General features: G+C 57.7%; 15 protein-coding genes. 3 read left to right on the top strand and 12 right to left on the bottom strand.

Features of this window, described 5'->3' with window-relative positions; translation table 11 throughout:
* Positions 1-63: 63 nt before the first annotated feature.
* Complete coding sequence (locus MW898_RS11390; protein WP_248907292.1) at positions 64-1,212, top strand: NAD(P)/FAD-dependent oxidoreductase; 1,149 nt, start codon at positions 64-66, stop codon at positions 1,210-1,212.
* 145 nt (positions 1,213-1,357) lie between these two features.
* Here the strand turns inward: MW898_RS11390 and MW898_RS11385 are convergent, their stop codons facing one another.
* From MW898_RS11385 to MW898_RS11375, 3 genes are read right to left on the bottom strand one after another with little or no spacing between them, the layout of a single operon-like run.
* Positions 1,358-2,101: a metallophosphoesterase gene (locus MW898_RS11385; protein WP_248907290.1), complete on the bottom strand. Its 744-nt coding sequence runs from the start codon at positions 2,099-2,101 to the stop codon at positions 1,358-1,360.
* 5 nt (positions 2,102-2,106) lie between these two features.
* On the bottom strand, positions 2,107-3,810 hold the full coding sequence (locus MW898_RS11380; protein WP_248907288.1) for a hypothetical protein: 1,704 nt from the start codon (positions 3,808-3,810) through the stop codon (positions 2,107-2,109).
* Positions 3,807-5,081: a Single-stranded DNA binding protein gene (locus MW898_RS11375; protein WP_248907286.1), complete on the bottom strand. Its 1,275-nt coding sequence runs from the start codon at positions 5,079-5,081 to the stop codon at positions 3,807-3,809. The genes MW898_RS11380 and MW898_RS11375 overlap by 4 nt, the downstream gene beginning before the upstream one ends.
* Positions 5,082-5,400: 319 nt before the next feature.
* Here MW898_RS11375 and MW898_RS11370 point away from each other — a divergent pair, with 319 nt between their 5' ends.
* Entirely contained in the window at positions 5,401-5,718 is a 318-nt protein-coding gene (locus tag MW898_RS11370) for a hypothetical protein (protein WP_248907284.1), read from the top strand.
* A gap of 141 nt (positions 5,719-5,859) precedes the next feature.
* Here MW898_RS11370 and argF read toward each other — a convergent pair whose 3' ends face one another.
* The 9 genes from argF to MW898_RS11325 form a co-directional block, all read right to left on the bottom strand.
* A complete protein-coding gene (argF, locus tag MW898_RS11365) occupies positions 5,860-6,765 on the bottom strand; it encodes an ornithine carbamoyltransferase (protein ID WP_368409195.1) in 906 nt (301 codons plus the stop codon).
* Positions 6,756-7,820: a [LysW]-lysine hydrolase gene (locus MW898_RS11360; RefSeq protein ID WP_248907280.1), complete on the bottom strand. Its 1,065-nt coding sequence runs from the start codon at positions 7,818-7,820 to the stop codon at positions 6,756-6,758. Before MW898_RS11360 ends, argF begins: the two co-directional genes overlap by 10 nt.
* Positions 7,817-8,950 carry an aspartate aminotransferase family protein gene (locus MW898_RS11355; protein WP_248907278.1) on the bottom strand — a complete coding sequence of 378 codons (1,134 nt, stop codon included), beginning with the start codon at positions 8,948-8,950 and terminating at the stop codon, positions 7,817-7,819. Before MW898_RS11355 ends, MW898_RS11360 begins: the two co-directional genes overlap by 4 nt.
* Positions 8,947-9,765, bottom strand: a complete 819-nt coding sequence (locus MW898_RS11350) for an acetylglutamate/acetylaminoadipate kinase (RefSeq protein WP_248907276.1) — start codon at positions 9,763-9,765, stop codon at positions 8,947-8,949. The genes MW898_RS11355 and MW898_RS11350 overlap by 4 nt, the downstream gene beginning before the upstream one ends.
* Positions 9,766-9,796: 31 nt before the next feature.
* Positions 9,797-10,831, bottom strand: coding sequence for an N-acetyl-gamma-glutamyl-phosphate reductase (gene argC, locus MW898_RS11345; RefSeq protein WP_248907274.1), 1,035 nt, complete (start codon positions 10,829-10,831; stop codon positions 9,797-9,799).
* The gene (gene lysX / locus MW898_RS11340; RefSeq protein ID WP_248907272.1) at positions 10,828-11,706 is read right to left on the bottom strand and encodes a lysine biosynthesis protein LysX; all 879 of its coding nucleotides are present in this window, start codon (positions 11,704-11,706) and stop codon (positions 10,828-10,830) included. Before lysX ends, argC begins: the two co-directional genes overlap by 4 nt.
* Before the next feature lie 33 nt (positions 11,707-11,739).
* Positions 11,740-11,904: a lysine biosynthesis protein LysW gene (lysW, locus tag MW898_RS11335; RefSeq protein ID WP_248907270.1), complete on the bottom strand. Its 165-nt coding sequence runs from the start codon at positions 11,902-11,904 to the stop codon at positions 11,740-11,742.
* Positions 11,905-12,085: 181 nt separating this feature from the next.
* Complete coding sequence (argH, locus tag MW898_RS11330; protein WP_248907269.1) at positions 12,086-13,540, bottom strand: argininosuccinate lyase; 1,455 nt, start codon at positions 13,538-13,540, stop codon at positions 12,086-12,088.
* Between the two features lie 3 nt (positions 13,541-13,543).
* Entirely contained in the window at positions 13,544-14,776 is a 1,233-nt protein-coding gene (locus MW898_RS11325) for an argininosuccinate synthase (RefSeq protein ID WP_248907266.1), read from the bottom strand.
* A 462-nt stretch (positions 14,777-15,238) separates the two neighbouring features.
* Between MW898_RS11325 and MW898_RS11320 the strand changes: the two genes are divergently transcribed.
* On the top strand, positions 15,239-16,792 hold the full coding sequence (locus MW898_RS11320) for an Hvo_1808 family surface protein (protein WP_248907264.1): 1,554 nt from the start codon (positions 15,239-15,241) through the stop codon (positions 16,790-16,792).
* Positions 16,793-16,797 lie beyond the last annotated feature (5 nt).

Here is a 16,797-nt window from a genome sequence, read left to right as displayed (position 1 = left end):
TGGATCAACTATCGATGTTTGATCTGGGGTAACGCTTACTCCCGGTGGCCGCAATCCTCTCGCATGAAGGTTATCGTCATCGGCGGCGGCATCGTCGGACTGGCGAGCGCGTACTTTCTCGCTCGGCGGGGGGCCGAGGTGATCGTCTGCGAGAAGGGTTCTCTCGGTGGAGGGAGCACAGAGCGCGCCGCTGGTGGGATCAGAACGCAGTTTTCGACGCCAGTGAACGTCGATCTCTCACTCGCTAGCCTCCCTACGTGGCGGTCATTCGAAGAGACGTTCGGGGTCGATATCGCGTATCGTCGCGCGGGGTATCTCTTTCTTGCCCGCGATGAAAGTACGGCGTCTGCGTTCGAGGCAAGCGTGGAGATGCAAAACGAACGCGGTGCTCGGAGCGAGTTTCTCGCGCCCGAAGCAGCCAGAGCACACTGTCCGTCGCTCCGAACCGAGCCATTCTCTGCTGCGACGTTCTCGCCGCTCGATGGATTTACCGATCCCCATCTCGCGTTGCAGGGATTTGCGGCGGGTGCGACCGAAGCCGGGGCTGACATCCGGACAAAAACGGCGGTCACTGACATCATCCCTGATTCAGGATCAGTTTGTGTCGTCGCCGATGGAACACGGATCGATGCGGATTTCGCCGTCAACGCGGCTGGTCCGTGGGCTGAGCGTGTCGGCACACTTGCGGGACTCGACCTTCCGATCGCACCGAAACGCCGCCAGATGCTCGTTGTCGATCCGGAGCGCTCCGTGCCAGAAACGGTTCCACTCACCATCGATCTCGATCGAGCATCGTACTTTCGACCGGAACGGGACGGCACGGCGCTCGTGGGCGGACACTTTGCTGTCGAAGACCCTGATCGAGACCCGGACGCGTACAGTCAGTCGTTCGATCTCGATTGGGCTGTCGAGGCGCTCGAACGCGCGGCAGACGTTGCCGACTACTTCGGCCCGGCGTCGGAGATCAGGCGAGGCTGGGCCGGACTGTACGCGGTCACACCAGACCACCACCCGATCATCGAGGAGTCGACCCCAGGCTGCATTACCGCAGCAGGGTTCTCGGGCCACGGATTCCAACACGCGCCAGCGACCGGACAGATCGTGACTGAACTCGTGTTCGAAGGCTCTGCATCACTCGTGGATATCTCGAATCTCGGTAGCGAGCGTTTCGACGGCGACGACGGTCTCACTCACGAGCGAAACGTCGCATAAGGCTCTGGTGAGATCACGTTTATGTCAACGAACATCTGCTCGATATCACCTGCAGAGAAACAGAGTACACACACTCACACGCGATCGATGCCGATACGCTGAATATCGAACGGAATACGATCCGTACACAGATCGTTCTGACGGGTTAAATTTCGTCATACGCCCCGAGTCGTGTTCCGTTCAGCAGATACGCCTGTGCGCTTTCGACGCCGGCAGGGAGAAATGGCGAGAGAAAATCCTGATCGAGATTCGTCCACGTTCCGCCAGTGAGATCGTTGAACGCCGGGCACACGACGAGTTCGCCACTGATTTCGAGTGCTGTTTCGTGGTAGGCTTCGAACGGATCGGATCGGAGCGGTCCTCGAAGCCACACCCGTTCCGTCCGACTGCCGCCGACCTCATCAATCAGGCGGACCATTGGGTGTTCGTGGCCCATCACAACGGTGTCTGCCGTGAGTACGTCGATGCTGGGCCACGTGTGTCCGTGAACGAAGCCGACTGAGCCGATCCTGATCCCTTCAGTTCCAGTGACGCGAATCTCATCATCGTCGGTTAGCTCCTCAATCGCACCGTCGTGATTTCCCTTCACGATCGTGACGGGAACACGCTCTGTGATAGCGGCAAACAGCGACTGGAGCTCAGCGCGCTCCTCACGGTTGGATGCACCAATGTCCGTGGCGATATCACCGAGAAAAACGATATGATCTGCATCCGTCCGATCGAGCAACGTGAGCAGAGCCTCCCTTCGATCCGTGTCCCTCATCGGAAGTTCGACGCCCTCGCGTCGGAGTGCAACCTCGAGCCCAGCGTGATAGTCCGCGATAACGAGCGCACGGTCCGATCCGAGATCCGCAAGCGCCGCTGGTTCGTCGGGAACCGGTTCGAACATTACAATCAAATCGGCTTCAGCTTACCACCGTTCGGTTCGTAACACTTCCCACTCATCAATGCGTCCTGAATCGTGTCATCGACAACCTCCGTCGAAACACCAGCCGACTCACTCACTTGCTCGGTGAGCTCCTCACGGTCCGCCCCGTCACCGTCATCGAAATCGTGCATCAGATCAAGTAACAACGACTCGATGTCTATCTCCTCGTCAGGTTCTGATTCCGACGCTGGCTCTGAATCAGATTCCGATTCAAATTCTAGTTCTGGTTCTGGCTCGGATTCTGGTTCTGGTTCTGGCTCGGATTCTGGTTCTGGTTCGGCGTCGGTCGTCGATGCTGTCTCGGCGGTCGTTTCCTCATCGATATCGGACTCATCGGAGAGGTCATCGAACGTGGGTTCCGCTTCTGTTTGTGTTTCGCCCGATTCGGGAGCTGCTTCGTCGGATTCTGTCACATCCGGTATATCTGGTTCGCTCGTTTCGATCCCCGCCTCACCAGGGGCATCGACCTCAGCGGCGGTCGAGAACTCGGTTCCGAACTCTTCCTCGACTTCTCGTCGGGTTTCTTCGTCGAGTTCGAACTCCTCGGGATCGAACTCCTCAGGATCATACTCTTCGGAATCGAATTCGTCTGCCTCTTCTATTGTGACGTCGGCTGTCTCTCTGTCCGCGTCTGTATCAGCTTCAGTCTCAGCGTCTGTGTCTGTCTTTGCCTCGGTTTCGACGTCCGCGTTTGTCGGTTCCTCTGTGGATTGAGCTGGAGACTGCTCCGTTCGTTCTCGCTCTGTTGTCGTGGCCGTACGATCTTCAGCAGACGCTGGGGAATCACTGTCGTCCTCAGCCGGTGTTTGATCTGGAATATCCGGCTCCGGCTCCGACTCTGGCTCTGGCTCTGAATTTGGTTCTGATTCCGGGCTGGATTTTGATTTCACTTTCTCGTCTGTCACGATCGAGAGTTCGTCCACGTCGAGTGCCGGTTTGATCGGTCCATCCCCTTGTCCGGGTGCCAGCTCGAGGCTGTCGACTGTGTCGATCTCGCCCGCAACGAGACGTGTCGCATCGAGTGCGAGGCGTTGAACGTCTGCGAGATACGCTGCTGTCGTGTCGTAGTAATCGATAGCGATCGGGATTCCGGCTGCGAGACTCGGATCGACTCCATTCTCGCGGAGTGTGTTGTGGAGTTCCTCGCCCGTCTGTCCGGTATCGAGCGCAGCAGCGGTGGTTGCGATCCGTTCGAGCGTTCGTTTGGTCGTTGAGACCGTCCAGCGGTCGCGCGTATTGCTATCGACCTCATTCATTTCCTCCGGTCGAATGGAAGTGTATACGATGTCTGAGTCTTCGGGCTGGAACGTCCGGGCCTTTCCAGTGACGGCCACGAACGCTGGTGGCTCCATGCCATCGAGAAACGCCATTGCGTCGGGTTGATACTGCCCGGCGTAGACGACGAACGCGCCGGTCGGATCTGCTATCCGTGCACGAAGCATGCTATCACCAGCCTGTGTAACTTCTGTCAGAACACCGATGACGAACAGTCGGTTGACTCGCGCACCAGTTGGGGTGACCACGTAGTTCGGAGCCCGTTCCTCGTCGCTTTCGGAGTACGAATGGCTCGCATCGTTGCACTCTGCCGCAAACAGACGATACGCGACCTCGCGATTACTGGAGGCACCACTACCACTACCACTACTACTACTGCGGTTACGCTCGCTCATCCGTCCACCTCCGCGAGAAGGGCACGAGCACGCTTTGTTGGTTCTTTGGTAACGGTCTCAAACTCGGTCGCATCGAGATTTGCGCCGTACTCATCGACGCTGAGTGAGCCGCGAACGCGGTGTCGCTTTCCGACGATATCTGATGCGATCGAAGCGGCCACGACTGCTTTGTCCATTGCATCGCGGGCACTGGTAAGTGCATCCTCAAGTGTCCCCCCGTAGACGCGCTCTGTTAGTTCTCGGTCGAGCACAACAGTCACTGTCCCGGTCCCGTCATCGAGAATCGCTTTCACACGGAGATCATCGAGGCCGTCGACATCGCCGTGGCTTCGACACTGCCCGTTCTGAATGACGCGGTTACACTCTGGACAGCGTTGAATGAGTCCAGAACCGTCACGGACCGCGAGCACGCTCCCTGTGAGTTCGATGTCGAACATACCTCCGTCGGCGACAGCCGCTCCAATCTGCTTTTTCGGTGCCGTTTCGGTCTTTTCAATTGTCCGATCCATCGGTGTGACTGTTGTGAATTCAGAGAGATTCACAGATGGGACCCCTCGGAACTCGCGGATGTAACAGTCTTCAAGCCGGATCGACGCGCCGGGTTCGATCTCGTCGTGTGGCTCCCAATCGGTGAACGGGAGGCGAGTCGTTTCGTCCGCGAGCACACCACTCAGGATGTCTGTCGGACCGTCGCGGCCATCGATCGTCCGCTCTTCGAGTTCACTCACGGTGACTTCGAGTGTGATCCCTCGATCACCAGGAGAGAGATCGACGAGCGATCGCTTCCCACCGACCGCGTACGGTACGTCGAGCGATTCTTCGGCAGTGGTAACTGATGTGTTCTCTCCAAGATTGAGTTCTGGTTCACCGTCCCACTCGCGGACGCCCGCGTTGCCGATGGTAATCGTATCTCCCGATGAAAGACCGAAATCCTCCCACGCGGTGTACGATATCGTCCCAGTTTTATCGGCGAGTTCACCCTCCGAAATGGTGAAGTCATCGCCGCTGTATCTGATGGTTCGCTTCCCAACGGTCAGGACACGAGTGGTTACTGTGACGCTTGTATCGTCTGTCGTAATGTCGCTGATATCGACGGCCGTCGGGGAAGTGCTGCCGCCACCACCGCCGCTGCCGTACTTCCGTCGGAGGCTTTGTTTTGCTTCGTCGAGTGGAACATCATAATCGATGAGATTTTCGAGATCCGCTGCGACCTCCTCTTTGTCGACACCGAGGTCGGAGGCAAGTTCCTCGGCGTGAGTGTCGGTATCCATCGCATCTTGTCCGTTGTGCGCTCGCTCACAAAAAGCGTTCGTGCCAGCGGACGACTCAGGTCTTGTACACAGAAATTACGGATAGAATATGATTTTGACTGAGATTCTCTGGATTCGTTCTCTTCATACATAGAACTATATCTATGAAAAATCATATGGGTCTGTTTATGAAAGAGTTGGGCTAACGACTATCAGATTCGCAATCGACACCACCACGTTCGGTCCTAGTAGATTTATCCCACGGCTATAGCTGTGAAAACTCTCCTTGCGTCTCTGTAACACCCAAGGTATATTTACATTAGTTTCCACTTTGTAGGTGATGGTTGAGGACGACTCTGATTCGAGCGAATTTGTCTGGGTAAACGATGCCCGTGAAAATGGCCACGGCCACGTTGTGGTGCGTGGAACGATCGGTCTGCCGTCGGATCCGGAAACGGAAGAGCACAGCACAACCGTGAAAATGCGAATTCCAGACGATCTCGTCGACGAAGTCATTTCGTTGTACGACGAACTCGATGATGTTTTCTACCAACGATACGGGGAACAATTAGAACCGAATAAACTCTTCTGGGAAAACGGCGTGCGCGTAATGCTCAACAACTCGGAGGAACTGAGAGAACAAATCGGAATCAGATAACACAGACACTACGACACCCACAGACGCTACTAATCCAAAGCGTAGCGCCGTCTATTACAATTCGATTCGGTGCAATGCAATGTGGTGTACGCGGCTCCCAGTGTCTCATATTGTCTCTTGTTTCGATTGAATTTTCGAAAATTACGACAGTAGTTTTGTTAACAGAGCCTTCTGTGCGTGGAGCCGGTTTTCGGCTTGGTCCCAGACGAGTGCGTGATCGCTTTCGATTACCGCGCCGGTGATCTCTTCTCCTCTATGTGCCGGGAGGCAGTGCAGCACCGCTTGTTCATCGAGGAGTTCCTCGTTAACCTGAAATCCTTCAAACGCCTGTAACTTCTCGTCACGCTCTTTTTCCTGTCCCATGCTCACCCAGACGTCGGTGTACACCACGTCGGCGTCAGCTACAGCTTTAGTTGGGTCATTCGTTACCGTGACGTTAGGTCCGTCGAACTGATTTGCACGGTCGATGACGCTGTCGTCGATTCCGTAGCCTTCGGGATGAGCGACTGTGAGATCGATGCCGACCATCGCGCATCCGATAACGAACGATTGAGCGACATTGTTTCCGTCTCCGACCCACGCGGCCTGCACGTCGAATGAGTCGAAATGTTCTCGTATTGTCAGCAAATCCGCGAGTGCTTGGCATGGGTGAGCATCGTCAGTGAGTCCGTTGACGATTGGTACGCTCGCATACTCGGCGAGTTCGACAGCATCAGCGTGGTTGAACACGCGAACCATGATACCGTCGACGTACCGCGAAAGCGTCCGAGCGGTGTCTGAAAGTGGCTCTCCCCGTCCAAGTTGCGTGTCGTCAGGGCCGAGGAAAATTGCGTGCCCACCGAGTTGGGTCATCCCCGTCTCGAATGACACACGCGTGCGCGTGCTCGGCTTCTCGAACAACATTGCCAGCGTTTTGTCAGGGAGTGGGGCGTGATTGTCATCGTCCCCTGTCTCTTGGCTTTTCAGCGCTTCGGCGTCGTCGAGCACGTCGTCGAGTTCTTCACGCGAGAGATCATCGACATCGAGGAAATGCTGTGTCATTGTGATCCTCCAAGCTTCTGTCCAACGGATTCGAGCACTGCCACGGAACGGTCGAACGACTCCAGTGGTAGATGCTCGTTCGGTGCGTGATCGAGATCGGAATCGCCTGGTCCGTAGGTGACCATCGGACAGTCCCACTCGCTCGCAAAGACGTTCATATCGCTCGTTCCCGTTTTGCGAAGGAGTCGGGCGTCGCCTCCGTGTTTCCGGATAGCGACCCGGAACGCGCGTGCCACATCGGTTCGCGGCTCCATCATGACAGGCGGAACTGCGTCGTACCACCTGACTGTGCCACCATTGAGCTGTGAATCGGCGATTTCGCGGATTTCGTCGACAGTGTGGTTCGGTGGAACCCTGAGCTGTACATCCATGGACGATTCCACCGAGAGCCCATCGTCGCTCGTCCCGCCTTCGACTCGAATTGGCTTACACGTCACACGCTCGAAAACCGGCGTCCACTCGTCCGGTTCGAACGCTTGCTCGACGCGTCCCCACCAGTCCATCGCGTCCTGAATCGCGTTGTTCTCCGGTCGGGACGTGTGTCCTGATTCGCTCGTCACGACGTACGTCCCGGCGAGCAGTCCACGATAGCCGAGAGTGATGCCGTTCCAACCGCTTGGCTCACCGTTGATAACAGTCTCTGGAGCGTCGCGGTTTGCAACGACGTGGCATGCTCCGCGGGAATCGACTTCTTCTCCGACAACGCCGACGAAACTCATTCCCGTTCGGACTGCAGCGACCGCCATTGCAACCAAGGGCCCCTTCGCATCGACGCTTCCGCGGCCCCAGAGTGCGGGTTCGCCCGACTGTTCGCCAGCATCGATGCGAACCGGAATCTCACCCGGTACTGTGTCGATGTGTGACGTGAAGAGGACGCTATCGTCTGCGGGCGCACGAACGTTCCCCACCTCATCGATCCACACGTTGCGGTCGTGGCTCTCGAAGTAGGCTGCGAGTCGTTCTGCACAGGCCTGTTCGTCTCCCGACACGGATGGAATGGTTACGATTTCTTTGAGCAGTTCGCGTGGTGTCATCTCTTGGGTGGATACGACGGAGTTCATCCGATCACCTCGCTGAGTGCGTTGACGACATGGTCCGCGTGATCGCGATCGATGATCAGCGGCGGAAGCAATCGGAGGACCGTTCGTCCGGCAGGAAGCGCCAGAATGTTATGTTCGAGCGCGAGTGTCGGCAACAACCGATTCGCGCCGCGCTTGACTTCGATGCCGATCATGAGCCCCCGACCACGAATGTCACGCACGTCGTCTCCGATGGCCGTTTGTAACGCATCAGTGAGATATGCGCCGATCTCCGCGGCGTGCGCTGGGAGGTCCTCGTTTGCGAGCACATCGAGTGTCGCCTGCGCAGCGGCACAGACGACTGGTCCCCCGCTGAACGTCGAGCCGTGATCGCCTGCACCGTCTGCGATCCAGTCACGACAGAGCGTCGCACCAATCGGTAATCCGCTTGCGAGTCCCTTCGCTGTCGTGAGGATGTCGGGGACAATGCCAAACTCCTCGGTCGCCCACATGGTGCCGGTGCGTCCGAGTCCCGTTTGGATCTCATCCAGCACCATCGCTGCGTCGTGGGCGGCTGTCTGTTCGCGCACGGCCTGCAGATACTCGTGCGTTGTCGGGTTGATCCCTCCTTCTCCCTGAATCGGTTCGAGGAGGACTGCCGCAGTCTCCTCATCAACTGCTGCTTCGAGCGCCTCGTGGTCGCCGTAGGGCACGAATTCGAAGTCGCCCGCGAGTGGCTCGAATGGTTTCTTGTACTTTTTCTTCCACGTCGCTGCGAGCGCGCCAAGCGTCCGTCCGTGGAATCCGTTTTTCGTGGCGACGATCTTCGAGCGTCCGGTTGCGCTCCGAGCGAACTTGATTGCGGCTTCGTTCGCCTCCGTCCCTGAATTACAGAGCCACACATTTCCGATATCGCCGGGAGCACTCGCTGCGAGCGTCGTAGAGAGGTCGTCTCTGATGTCGACCGGGTACGACGCCTGCACGTACATGAGCTGCTCAACTTGCTGTTGGACGGCAGCCACTACTTCCGGATGACAGTGACCGGTCGGCGTTACGGCGTAGCTCGCACCGAAATCGAGATACTCGGTCCCCTCCGTGTCATACAGATATGGACCCGCTCCGCTATCGATGCGAATGGGCTTTTCGTTGAAGACGAATCCAGCTTCAGTCATAGTGCCTCCGGCGTGATTGTCGTTCCGTTCGAACCGAGTGCGCCACTGATCGGCGCTTCGGTGTTCGCACTGGCGATTGTCGCGCTTTCTGCACCATCTTCGAGCGCTTCAGTCGCGGCCATCACTTTCCGAGTCATAAACCCTTCTGCGGCCGCAGTCAGCGTCTCGTACGCATCAGATGAATCGACGCGCTCGATAACCGATGACTCGTCGTCGACATCCGCGAGTACACCAGGAACGTCAGTGAGAATGACGAGCTCTGCTGAGAGCGCACCAGCAACCGCTGCCGCCGCGCGATCAGCGTCGCTGTTCACCGCCACTCCGTCGTCCGCCAACATCGGGACGGTCACGACGGGCGTGTATCCGCTTTCGAGCAGCGTCTCCAGCAAATCACCGTTTACGCGCTCGATACGCCCCGAGTGATCGCCACGACGGATCTTCTTCTTCCCATCTTCGACGACTCGAACAGCGGACTTCCGTGAACCCGAGAGCAACTGCCCATCGATACCCGAGAGTCCGATTGCGTCGACACCCTCGTTCTGTAATCCGACCACGAGATCGGTGTTGAGTTTCCCGGGAAGAACCATCGAAAACACCTCCATCGTGCGTTCGTCGGTGAACCGTCCAACGACGCCCGACGGCGTCTCGACGTACTCCGGTGTCTCCCCGAGCGCTTCGAGCGTGTCGTCTACGGCAGTTGATCCACCGTGAACGACGACCACCTGCTCGTCGTTGTCGATGAGCGCCGAAACGTCTGCAAGCGCGTCTTTCGGATCGACAGCGCGCGCGCCGCCGACCTTGACGACAACCGTCACAGGGCCCACCTCCCACTGTGCCAACAGCACCTCATGGTGCCCCCACGGGATGTAATCCCTGAAACGCTAATCCAGCAGTCTCCTCGAAACCGAGCGCGATGTTTGCCGCGTGGATCGCTTGTCCAGCAGATCCCTTCATCATGTTGTCGATGGCCGAGAACACGATGATCCGCTTGTTCGATGGATCGAGTTCGAAGCCGACTTCGGCGTAGTTCGTCCCCGCAACAGCCTTCGGTTCGGGGTAGCGATACACGCCGCCGCCTGCAACTGTGCGCACAAACGGCTCCTCGTCGTACTGTTCCCGATAGGCTCCCCAGAGATCCCGCTTTGTGACTGGATCGTTCGGGAAGATGTGACACGTCGCACTCGCGCCACGAATCATATCGACCGCGTGGGCGGTGAAGCTCACTGGACCGAGGAACTGCTCGATCTCAGCCTCGTGGCGATGGCCCGCAGGCGCGTACGGACGGACGACGCCCGAGCGCTCGGCGTGTGAGGAAGCTGTTCCGCCACCAGCACCACCCTCAGAAGAACCAACTTTCACGTCAACGATGGTCTGCTCCGTTCCATCGAGGATACCGTCTTCGAATAATGGTAGTAGCCCAAGGATGGTGGCGGTCGCGTTGCAACCGCCCGCTGCGATCAACTCTGCACCGGGTAGATCCTCGCGTGTGAGTTCGGGAAGCGCGTACACCGATTCCGAGAGAAACTCTGGACGCGTGTGTCCGTCGTACCACTCGTCGTACTGCCCTTCGCTGTCGAGGCGGAAATCCGCACTCAGATCCACAATCGTGTCCGCTGCCTCTTGGAAGGCGTCGATGTGATCCATGGAGACACCGTGTGGCGTCGCTGCGAACAACACGTCGACGCTTTCCAGATCGTCGGGAGCACTGAATCGCAGATCGACCCCGCGGAGATTCGGATGAACACGACCGATCGTCTTGCGCTCGTACTGGCGGCTCGTTGCCTGTGCGATCTCGAATTTGGGGTGACCAGCGAGCAACCGAAGGAGCTCGCCTCCCGTGAACCCACTCGCACCGACAACCGTTGCTGTCAAGGTACTCATGCGATCACCTCCTGCGTGGCTTTCGTTTCGAGCCAGTCGACGACCGCCGCTGGCACGTCGACCGTTGTCGCCTCATCGAGCGCCTTGAATTCGACCGTGTGGTTCACCTCGTGGACAGTGTACTCGGCCTCCGATTCTGAGCCGGATTTGATCTCCATCAGATCGACACCGAGCAGACCACCACCAACCGCGTCGCTCGCGCGGGCGACGAGATCACGAGCCGTATCGTCGAGCTCGAATTCGCGCGTCGTTGCTCCCTTCGCGGCGTTCGTCAGCCAGTGCTCCGAAGAACGGACCATCGATGCGATCGGCTCGCCGTCGATAGCAAGGACGCGGATGTCGCGGTCGGGTTTTTCGACGAACTCCTGGATGTAGAACACCTTGTGCTCGTAGTGACCGAGAGTCGCCTTGTGCTCTAAAATGGCTTCGGCGGCGCTCTCGGAGTCGATTTTCGCCATCAATCGCCCCCACGACCCGACGACGGGCTTTAGTACGCATGGGTAGCCGAACTTCTCGATGATCTCCATCGCGGCGTCTTTCGTGAACGCGACTTCCGTCCGTGGTGTCGGAATATCCGCTTGCGCGAGTGCGAGACTATTCTTCGCCTTGTCGGCACACACCGCTGCCGTCTCCGGTCCGTTCACGACTGGAATCCCGTACCTGTCGATGAACTGCGTTGCGTAGACGCTCCGACTCGTAGCGAGGCACCGATCAAGAACGATATCACACGCTGTGAGTGCTTCCGGCGGTTCCGAAAGGTCGAACTGCAACGTGCGAACGTCGAGTTTCGTGACCTCGTGTCCACGCTCTCGCAGTTCGGACAACAGGAGCTTCTCGTCGCGGCGAATCCGGGAATAGAGTACACCGATATTCATGATTGTATGTATGTGCCGACTGCTCCCATCGCCTTACTCGCCCCAATCCTCTTCGAGCTCAGGCGCGGTATCGAGCACCACAGGAGCTGTTTCGAGGACCTCTAATTCGGCACCGCATGTCCCACAATCAATGATCTCTCCTTCTTCGATGTCGTCGTGCAGGGTTACGTCAGCCCCGCATTCGATGCATTCTGCCATGTACCTCAATCTCGTCGTGGGATCATCTTAAAACCATCGAAAGTATCATAAAAATTTAACAACCCAAACAAGGCTCTATTGGTGTGTTAGCGTCCAATACAGCGATCCATGATAATGTACATCATAGTTTTGTTATTTGTCCCCGAGGGGGGACGGGATCGGTAGTCGTGGTCGTCGTCGCTCAAGCATAGCGATGTACCACCTCTGTGAGCGTTTTGTGCGCGGATTCGATGTTCGCCTGCTGATTCGTGAGCGCTTCTCGATCCGATTCGAGGGATTTCGTAACCGAATCGAGCTGTGCGTCGATCGCTGAGGGTGCCGGTCCGCCGCGCGAATCGCGGCTCGCTACGCTCTGAATGGGATCGAGTGTGGCCTGTATCTCTTCGTTGGAGATGTAGGCACCGAGTGGTTCATCGAGTATTTCCTCAGCTGCGGATTCGATAGCAGCAGCGTCTGCTCCCTCCTGTGCGGCCTTAGCGAGGATTTCGTGGGCCGTCCGGAAGGGTATTCCACACATTGCAAGCTTGTCTGCAATTCCCGTTGCGGTCGAAAAGCCACTCCCAGCCGCATCAGCGAGAGCGACGGTGTTCCACGCTGTCGTCGTGATTGCTCCACTGGCGACAGCGGTTCCCTCGGTGACGGCATCGACTGTTGACCACACGTGCGTGGTCGCCCGCTGGAGATCGCGGTTGTACGCTCGTGGCAGCCCTTTGAGTGTCGTGAGCAAGCCGTTGAGCCCCGCACTTGCCGATCCGGCTGTTGCTCGAACGAGTTCGAGCGTGTCGGGGTTTTTCTTCTGTGGCATGATCGAGGACGTCGAGGAGTACTCATCCGAGAGTTCGACGTACCCCTTGTTCGAGAAGAGGATCAGATCCTCTGCGAGTCCTGACAGCGTCGTCGCTAGTCCCGCGAGCGCTGCCGCACTGTCGAAGAGGAAGTCTCGCGCCGAGGCAGCGTCCATCGAGTTCTCGACGATCCCATCAAAACCGAGCAGTTCGGCGGTGCGTTCGCGGTCGATCGAGAAGGGCGTTCCCGCGAACGCGGCCGCACCGAGTGGTGAGCGGTTCGTCCGACTGTAGGCCGAATACAGGCGATCCGTATCGCGCTGAAGCGCCTGTTCATACGAGAGCACCCAGTGGGCGACCGTCGTCGGTTGGGCGGGCTGTAAGTGCGTGAATCCAGGCATCACCGTCTCTTGGTGCTCACTTGCGACGCCCGCCAACGCCTCGCGTAGCCCGATAGCCGCGTCGATGCTATCGATGAGATCATCACGCAGGCGGTAGCGAATGCACGCTGCCACCTCGTCGTTCCGGCTCCGGGCGGTGTGCATCTTCCCGCCAGTTGGACCGACTGCGTCGATGACAGCCGACTCGATGGCCTCGTGGACATCTTCGCCGTCGGGCAGGGATTCGTGTCCCTCGACTTCGATCACATCGAGCGCCGCGAGGATCTGTCCGATCTCATCCGTTGGGACGATTCCCTGCTCTGCAAGCATCACGCTGTGTGCGCGATCAACAGCGATGTCGGCGGCAAAGATCCGCTCGTCCGCGGCAAGGGATGAGAGGAACTCACGCGCGGGACCACCACTGAAGCGATCACCGCGGACGGCTGCACCGGATCTGATCTCCTTGTCCATTGCTTACTCCTCTGTTCCGCCGTCCATGAGGGCCTCGGGCGCGTCGTCTGTCGCTGTCGTGACGCGTGCGAGCCGGTCCTGATAACCGTGGTACTTCGCAACGCCCGTCGCGTCCTCCTGTTTGATGCCGTCGACGGTCTCGGTGTTGAATGACGCCGCCGATTCGGAGTACACCGCGTACTCGCTTTTGCGCGCGACTGGCCGTGCGTGTCCGACTTCGAGCTTGACCGTTACGGTCCCCGTGACGCGCTGTTGCGTCGCATCGATGAATCCCGAGAGGGCATCGACCAGTGGTGCAGAAAGGAGCCCTTCGTAGGCTTTCTCGCTCCACTGTTGGTCGATGTGTGCTTTCGACGAGCGCTCTTCTTGGGTCAGCACGAGACCTTCGAGCGCCTCGTGGGCAGTGAGGAGCACGGTTGCAGCCGGGTGTTCGTAGTTTTCACGAACTTTCAGCCCGAGCATCCGATCTTCCATCATGTCTGTGCGTCCGATTCCGTGCGCTCCTGCGAGCGTGTTCAGCTTCTCGATGAGCGCGATCGGTTCGAGTGATTCGCCGTCAATACTCACGGCGTACCCGTCTTCGAACCCGATTGCAATGGTCTCGGTATCGAGTGTCTCTGGTAGATCAGTCCATTCGTAGATGTCTTCCGGTGGCACGTACCCGGGATCTTCGAGGTCGTCGCCCTCAATGGAGCGACTCCAGAGGTTCGTATCGATGCTCCACGCCCCCTCGTTACCGCTCTCGACTGGTAGATCGCGCTCGGCCGCGTATTCGATCTCGAATTCGCGTGTCAACCCGAGCTCGCGCACTGGCGCGATGACTTCGAGGTCGGAGTCACGCCAGACGGCCTCGAACCGGAGCTGGTCGTTCCCCTTTCCAGTACAGCCGTGAGCGATGGCACTGCAGCCTTCTTTGGTCGCCACTTCGAGAATTGCCTCTGCAATAACGGGACGAGCGAGTGCTGTACCGAGTGGATATCCTTGATAGTCTGCGTTCGCACGAACCGATTGGAGACAGAGCGACGCAAACTCTTCACGAGCGTCTACGACGAAGTGCTCAATGCCGAGTGCGTCGGCTGTTTCCGTTGCTTCTGCGAACTCTTCGTCGGGTTGCCCGACATCGACGGTGACGCCGATAACATCATCGTAGCCGTATTCCTCTTCGAGTAGTGGAACGCACACTGTCGTGTCGAGTCCACCGGAAAACGCAAGCGCAACTGTATCATTTCCTGTCATATTTTTGTCTTATTTTCGATGTTTTTGGTTGTATGGTAGCTTCTCGGGGTCGTTTGAAAGCGAGGCAAATCCGGTCAGAAAAGTAGTATAGTCGGGCCTAGCGGCCCGGTCGTCGTCGTCGGAGAACGAGGGCGGACCCGCGGGTCATTGCAAGCGAGCAGTGATCGCGGGGTTTCGTTTGCATGTACTCCGGCATAGATTCAGCAGGGTATTAAACTCTTCCGGAGCGGCAAGAATTCTGTGAGGTATGGTGGCACAGTGTGCGGATTACGAAGCTAAAATATGGCTAATAAACCTTACAACGCAGGTACGTGAACGACCATTGTCTGGGACTTCGATGAGGAACGTGCATTCGTCGCTTTCGATGGCTACGGTGGTGTGATTAGTGATTCCTTCGCTTAGCAATGTATCGAGCCAACTGGACGTGGGATTAAGTAGCGGAGCCACAACGGTAGAGTAGAGATGCGAGCGCGACACGTCGCTGTTGTCGCACTTTTGATTGGTCTCGTAGTACTAGCGTTGCCTGTCGAGACTGGTCTTTTTACAGTGGCTGATGATCACGCGACTTCGGTCGATTCGATAGAAACGTCCGGCTCCCTCGAATCGAACGCTATGCAGAGCGCACCGCCTGATCCGAACACAGATACACTCGGTTGGGAAAGCGGATACTGGTATAACGAATCGATCACCGTCGACCAGAGTGATGGTCTCTCTGAGTCGGAACTCGATGCGTTCCTCGCGCGTAGCATGGCCCGCGTCGAGCACATCCGGCGACTCGAATTCACCGAACAGGTCGAGATCGAGTTCGTTCGTCCCGAAAATCTCGATCCCCCCCGAAACGACACGTTCGGACTTACGTCGAACGAGCAGCTCTGGGAAGCGCTGTTTTTCTACGGTGAGTCTACGAACGCCTCACGCGCTATTCAGCGTGCCCAACAGGGGGGTGTTCTCGGATTCGCTGCCGAGGAAGGCAGTGATCGCATCGTCATCGTAGGAGATCCCTCGAAGCCGACGGTGGATGGCGCGACGATGATTCACGAACTCGCGCACATGCTTCAAGACCAGCAGTTCGACCTCCAACAGCAGCGGTATCGACACTCAACGCTCGATGGCGAGTTCGCTAAGGACGGTCTCGTCGAAGGGGAAGCTGCGTACATCACTGAACGATACCGGCAAAACTGCCAAGATGGCTGGAATTGTATCGATAATCCAACGAGTGGAAACAACGCAGATCGAACTGCAACGTTCCGTTTCTATCGGTTTACGTACTTCCCATACGCGGCTGGTGAGGTGTATGTCCGGACGCTCTTTGGGAACGGCGGCTGGACGGCGATCAATGATGCACACACCCAGCTGCCGACATCGACCGCAACCGTGATTCATCCGGGGCGTCCCGACGAACCATCGAATCAATCGTTCACCGACCGCTCTCGGAACGGTTGGAATCGCATTGAGAACGACACCGTCGGTGAGGCTGGTATCTACACGCTGTTCTGGCGTCAATCGGCTTCAGATTCACCGATACGTGAGGAGAATCTCTCGCGCTCGGATTCGTCGGCCGACGTCTACAACTACGTCAGCCGTCCCTCCTCTGGCTGGAGGAGCGACGGCCTGTACACCTACGCGAAGGGCGATAAGCGTGGATACGTCTGGAAGACGAGCTGGGACTCAGAGCGCGATGCTCGTGAATTCCGTAATGCATACATCGAGATCCTCGAAACAGAGGGCGCTACAAAGCAAGGCGTGCACACGTGGCGTATCAACAATGGAGCGTTCGCGGACGCGTTCTCCGTCAGACGCACTGGAACGACGGTGACAATCGTGAACGGACCGACGATCGATGCGCTGGACGATATTGATTCGAAAGCTGATGCTACGACGGAAGAGCAATCGACTCACACAACGAATACCGAGGACACAACGACAACGACGACGACGAGTGGTCCTGGTTTCGGCGGACTCATCGCCATTGCAGGGATTGTACTCCTCAGTGTCATGCTCCAACCCCGACAGTGACCGGG

This window comes from Halocatena marina, from assembly GCF_023276375.1.
Classification (GTDB): Archaea; Halobacteriota; Halobacteria; order Halobacteriales; family Haloarculaceae; genus Halocatena; species Halocatena marina.
Note: the sequence above shows the minus strand (reverse complement) of the source record. Positions and strands in the feature narration are given on the sequence as shown.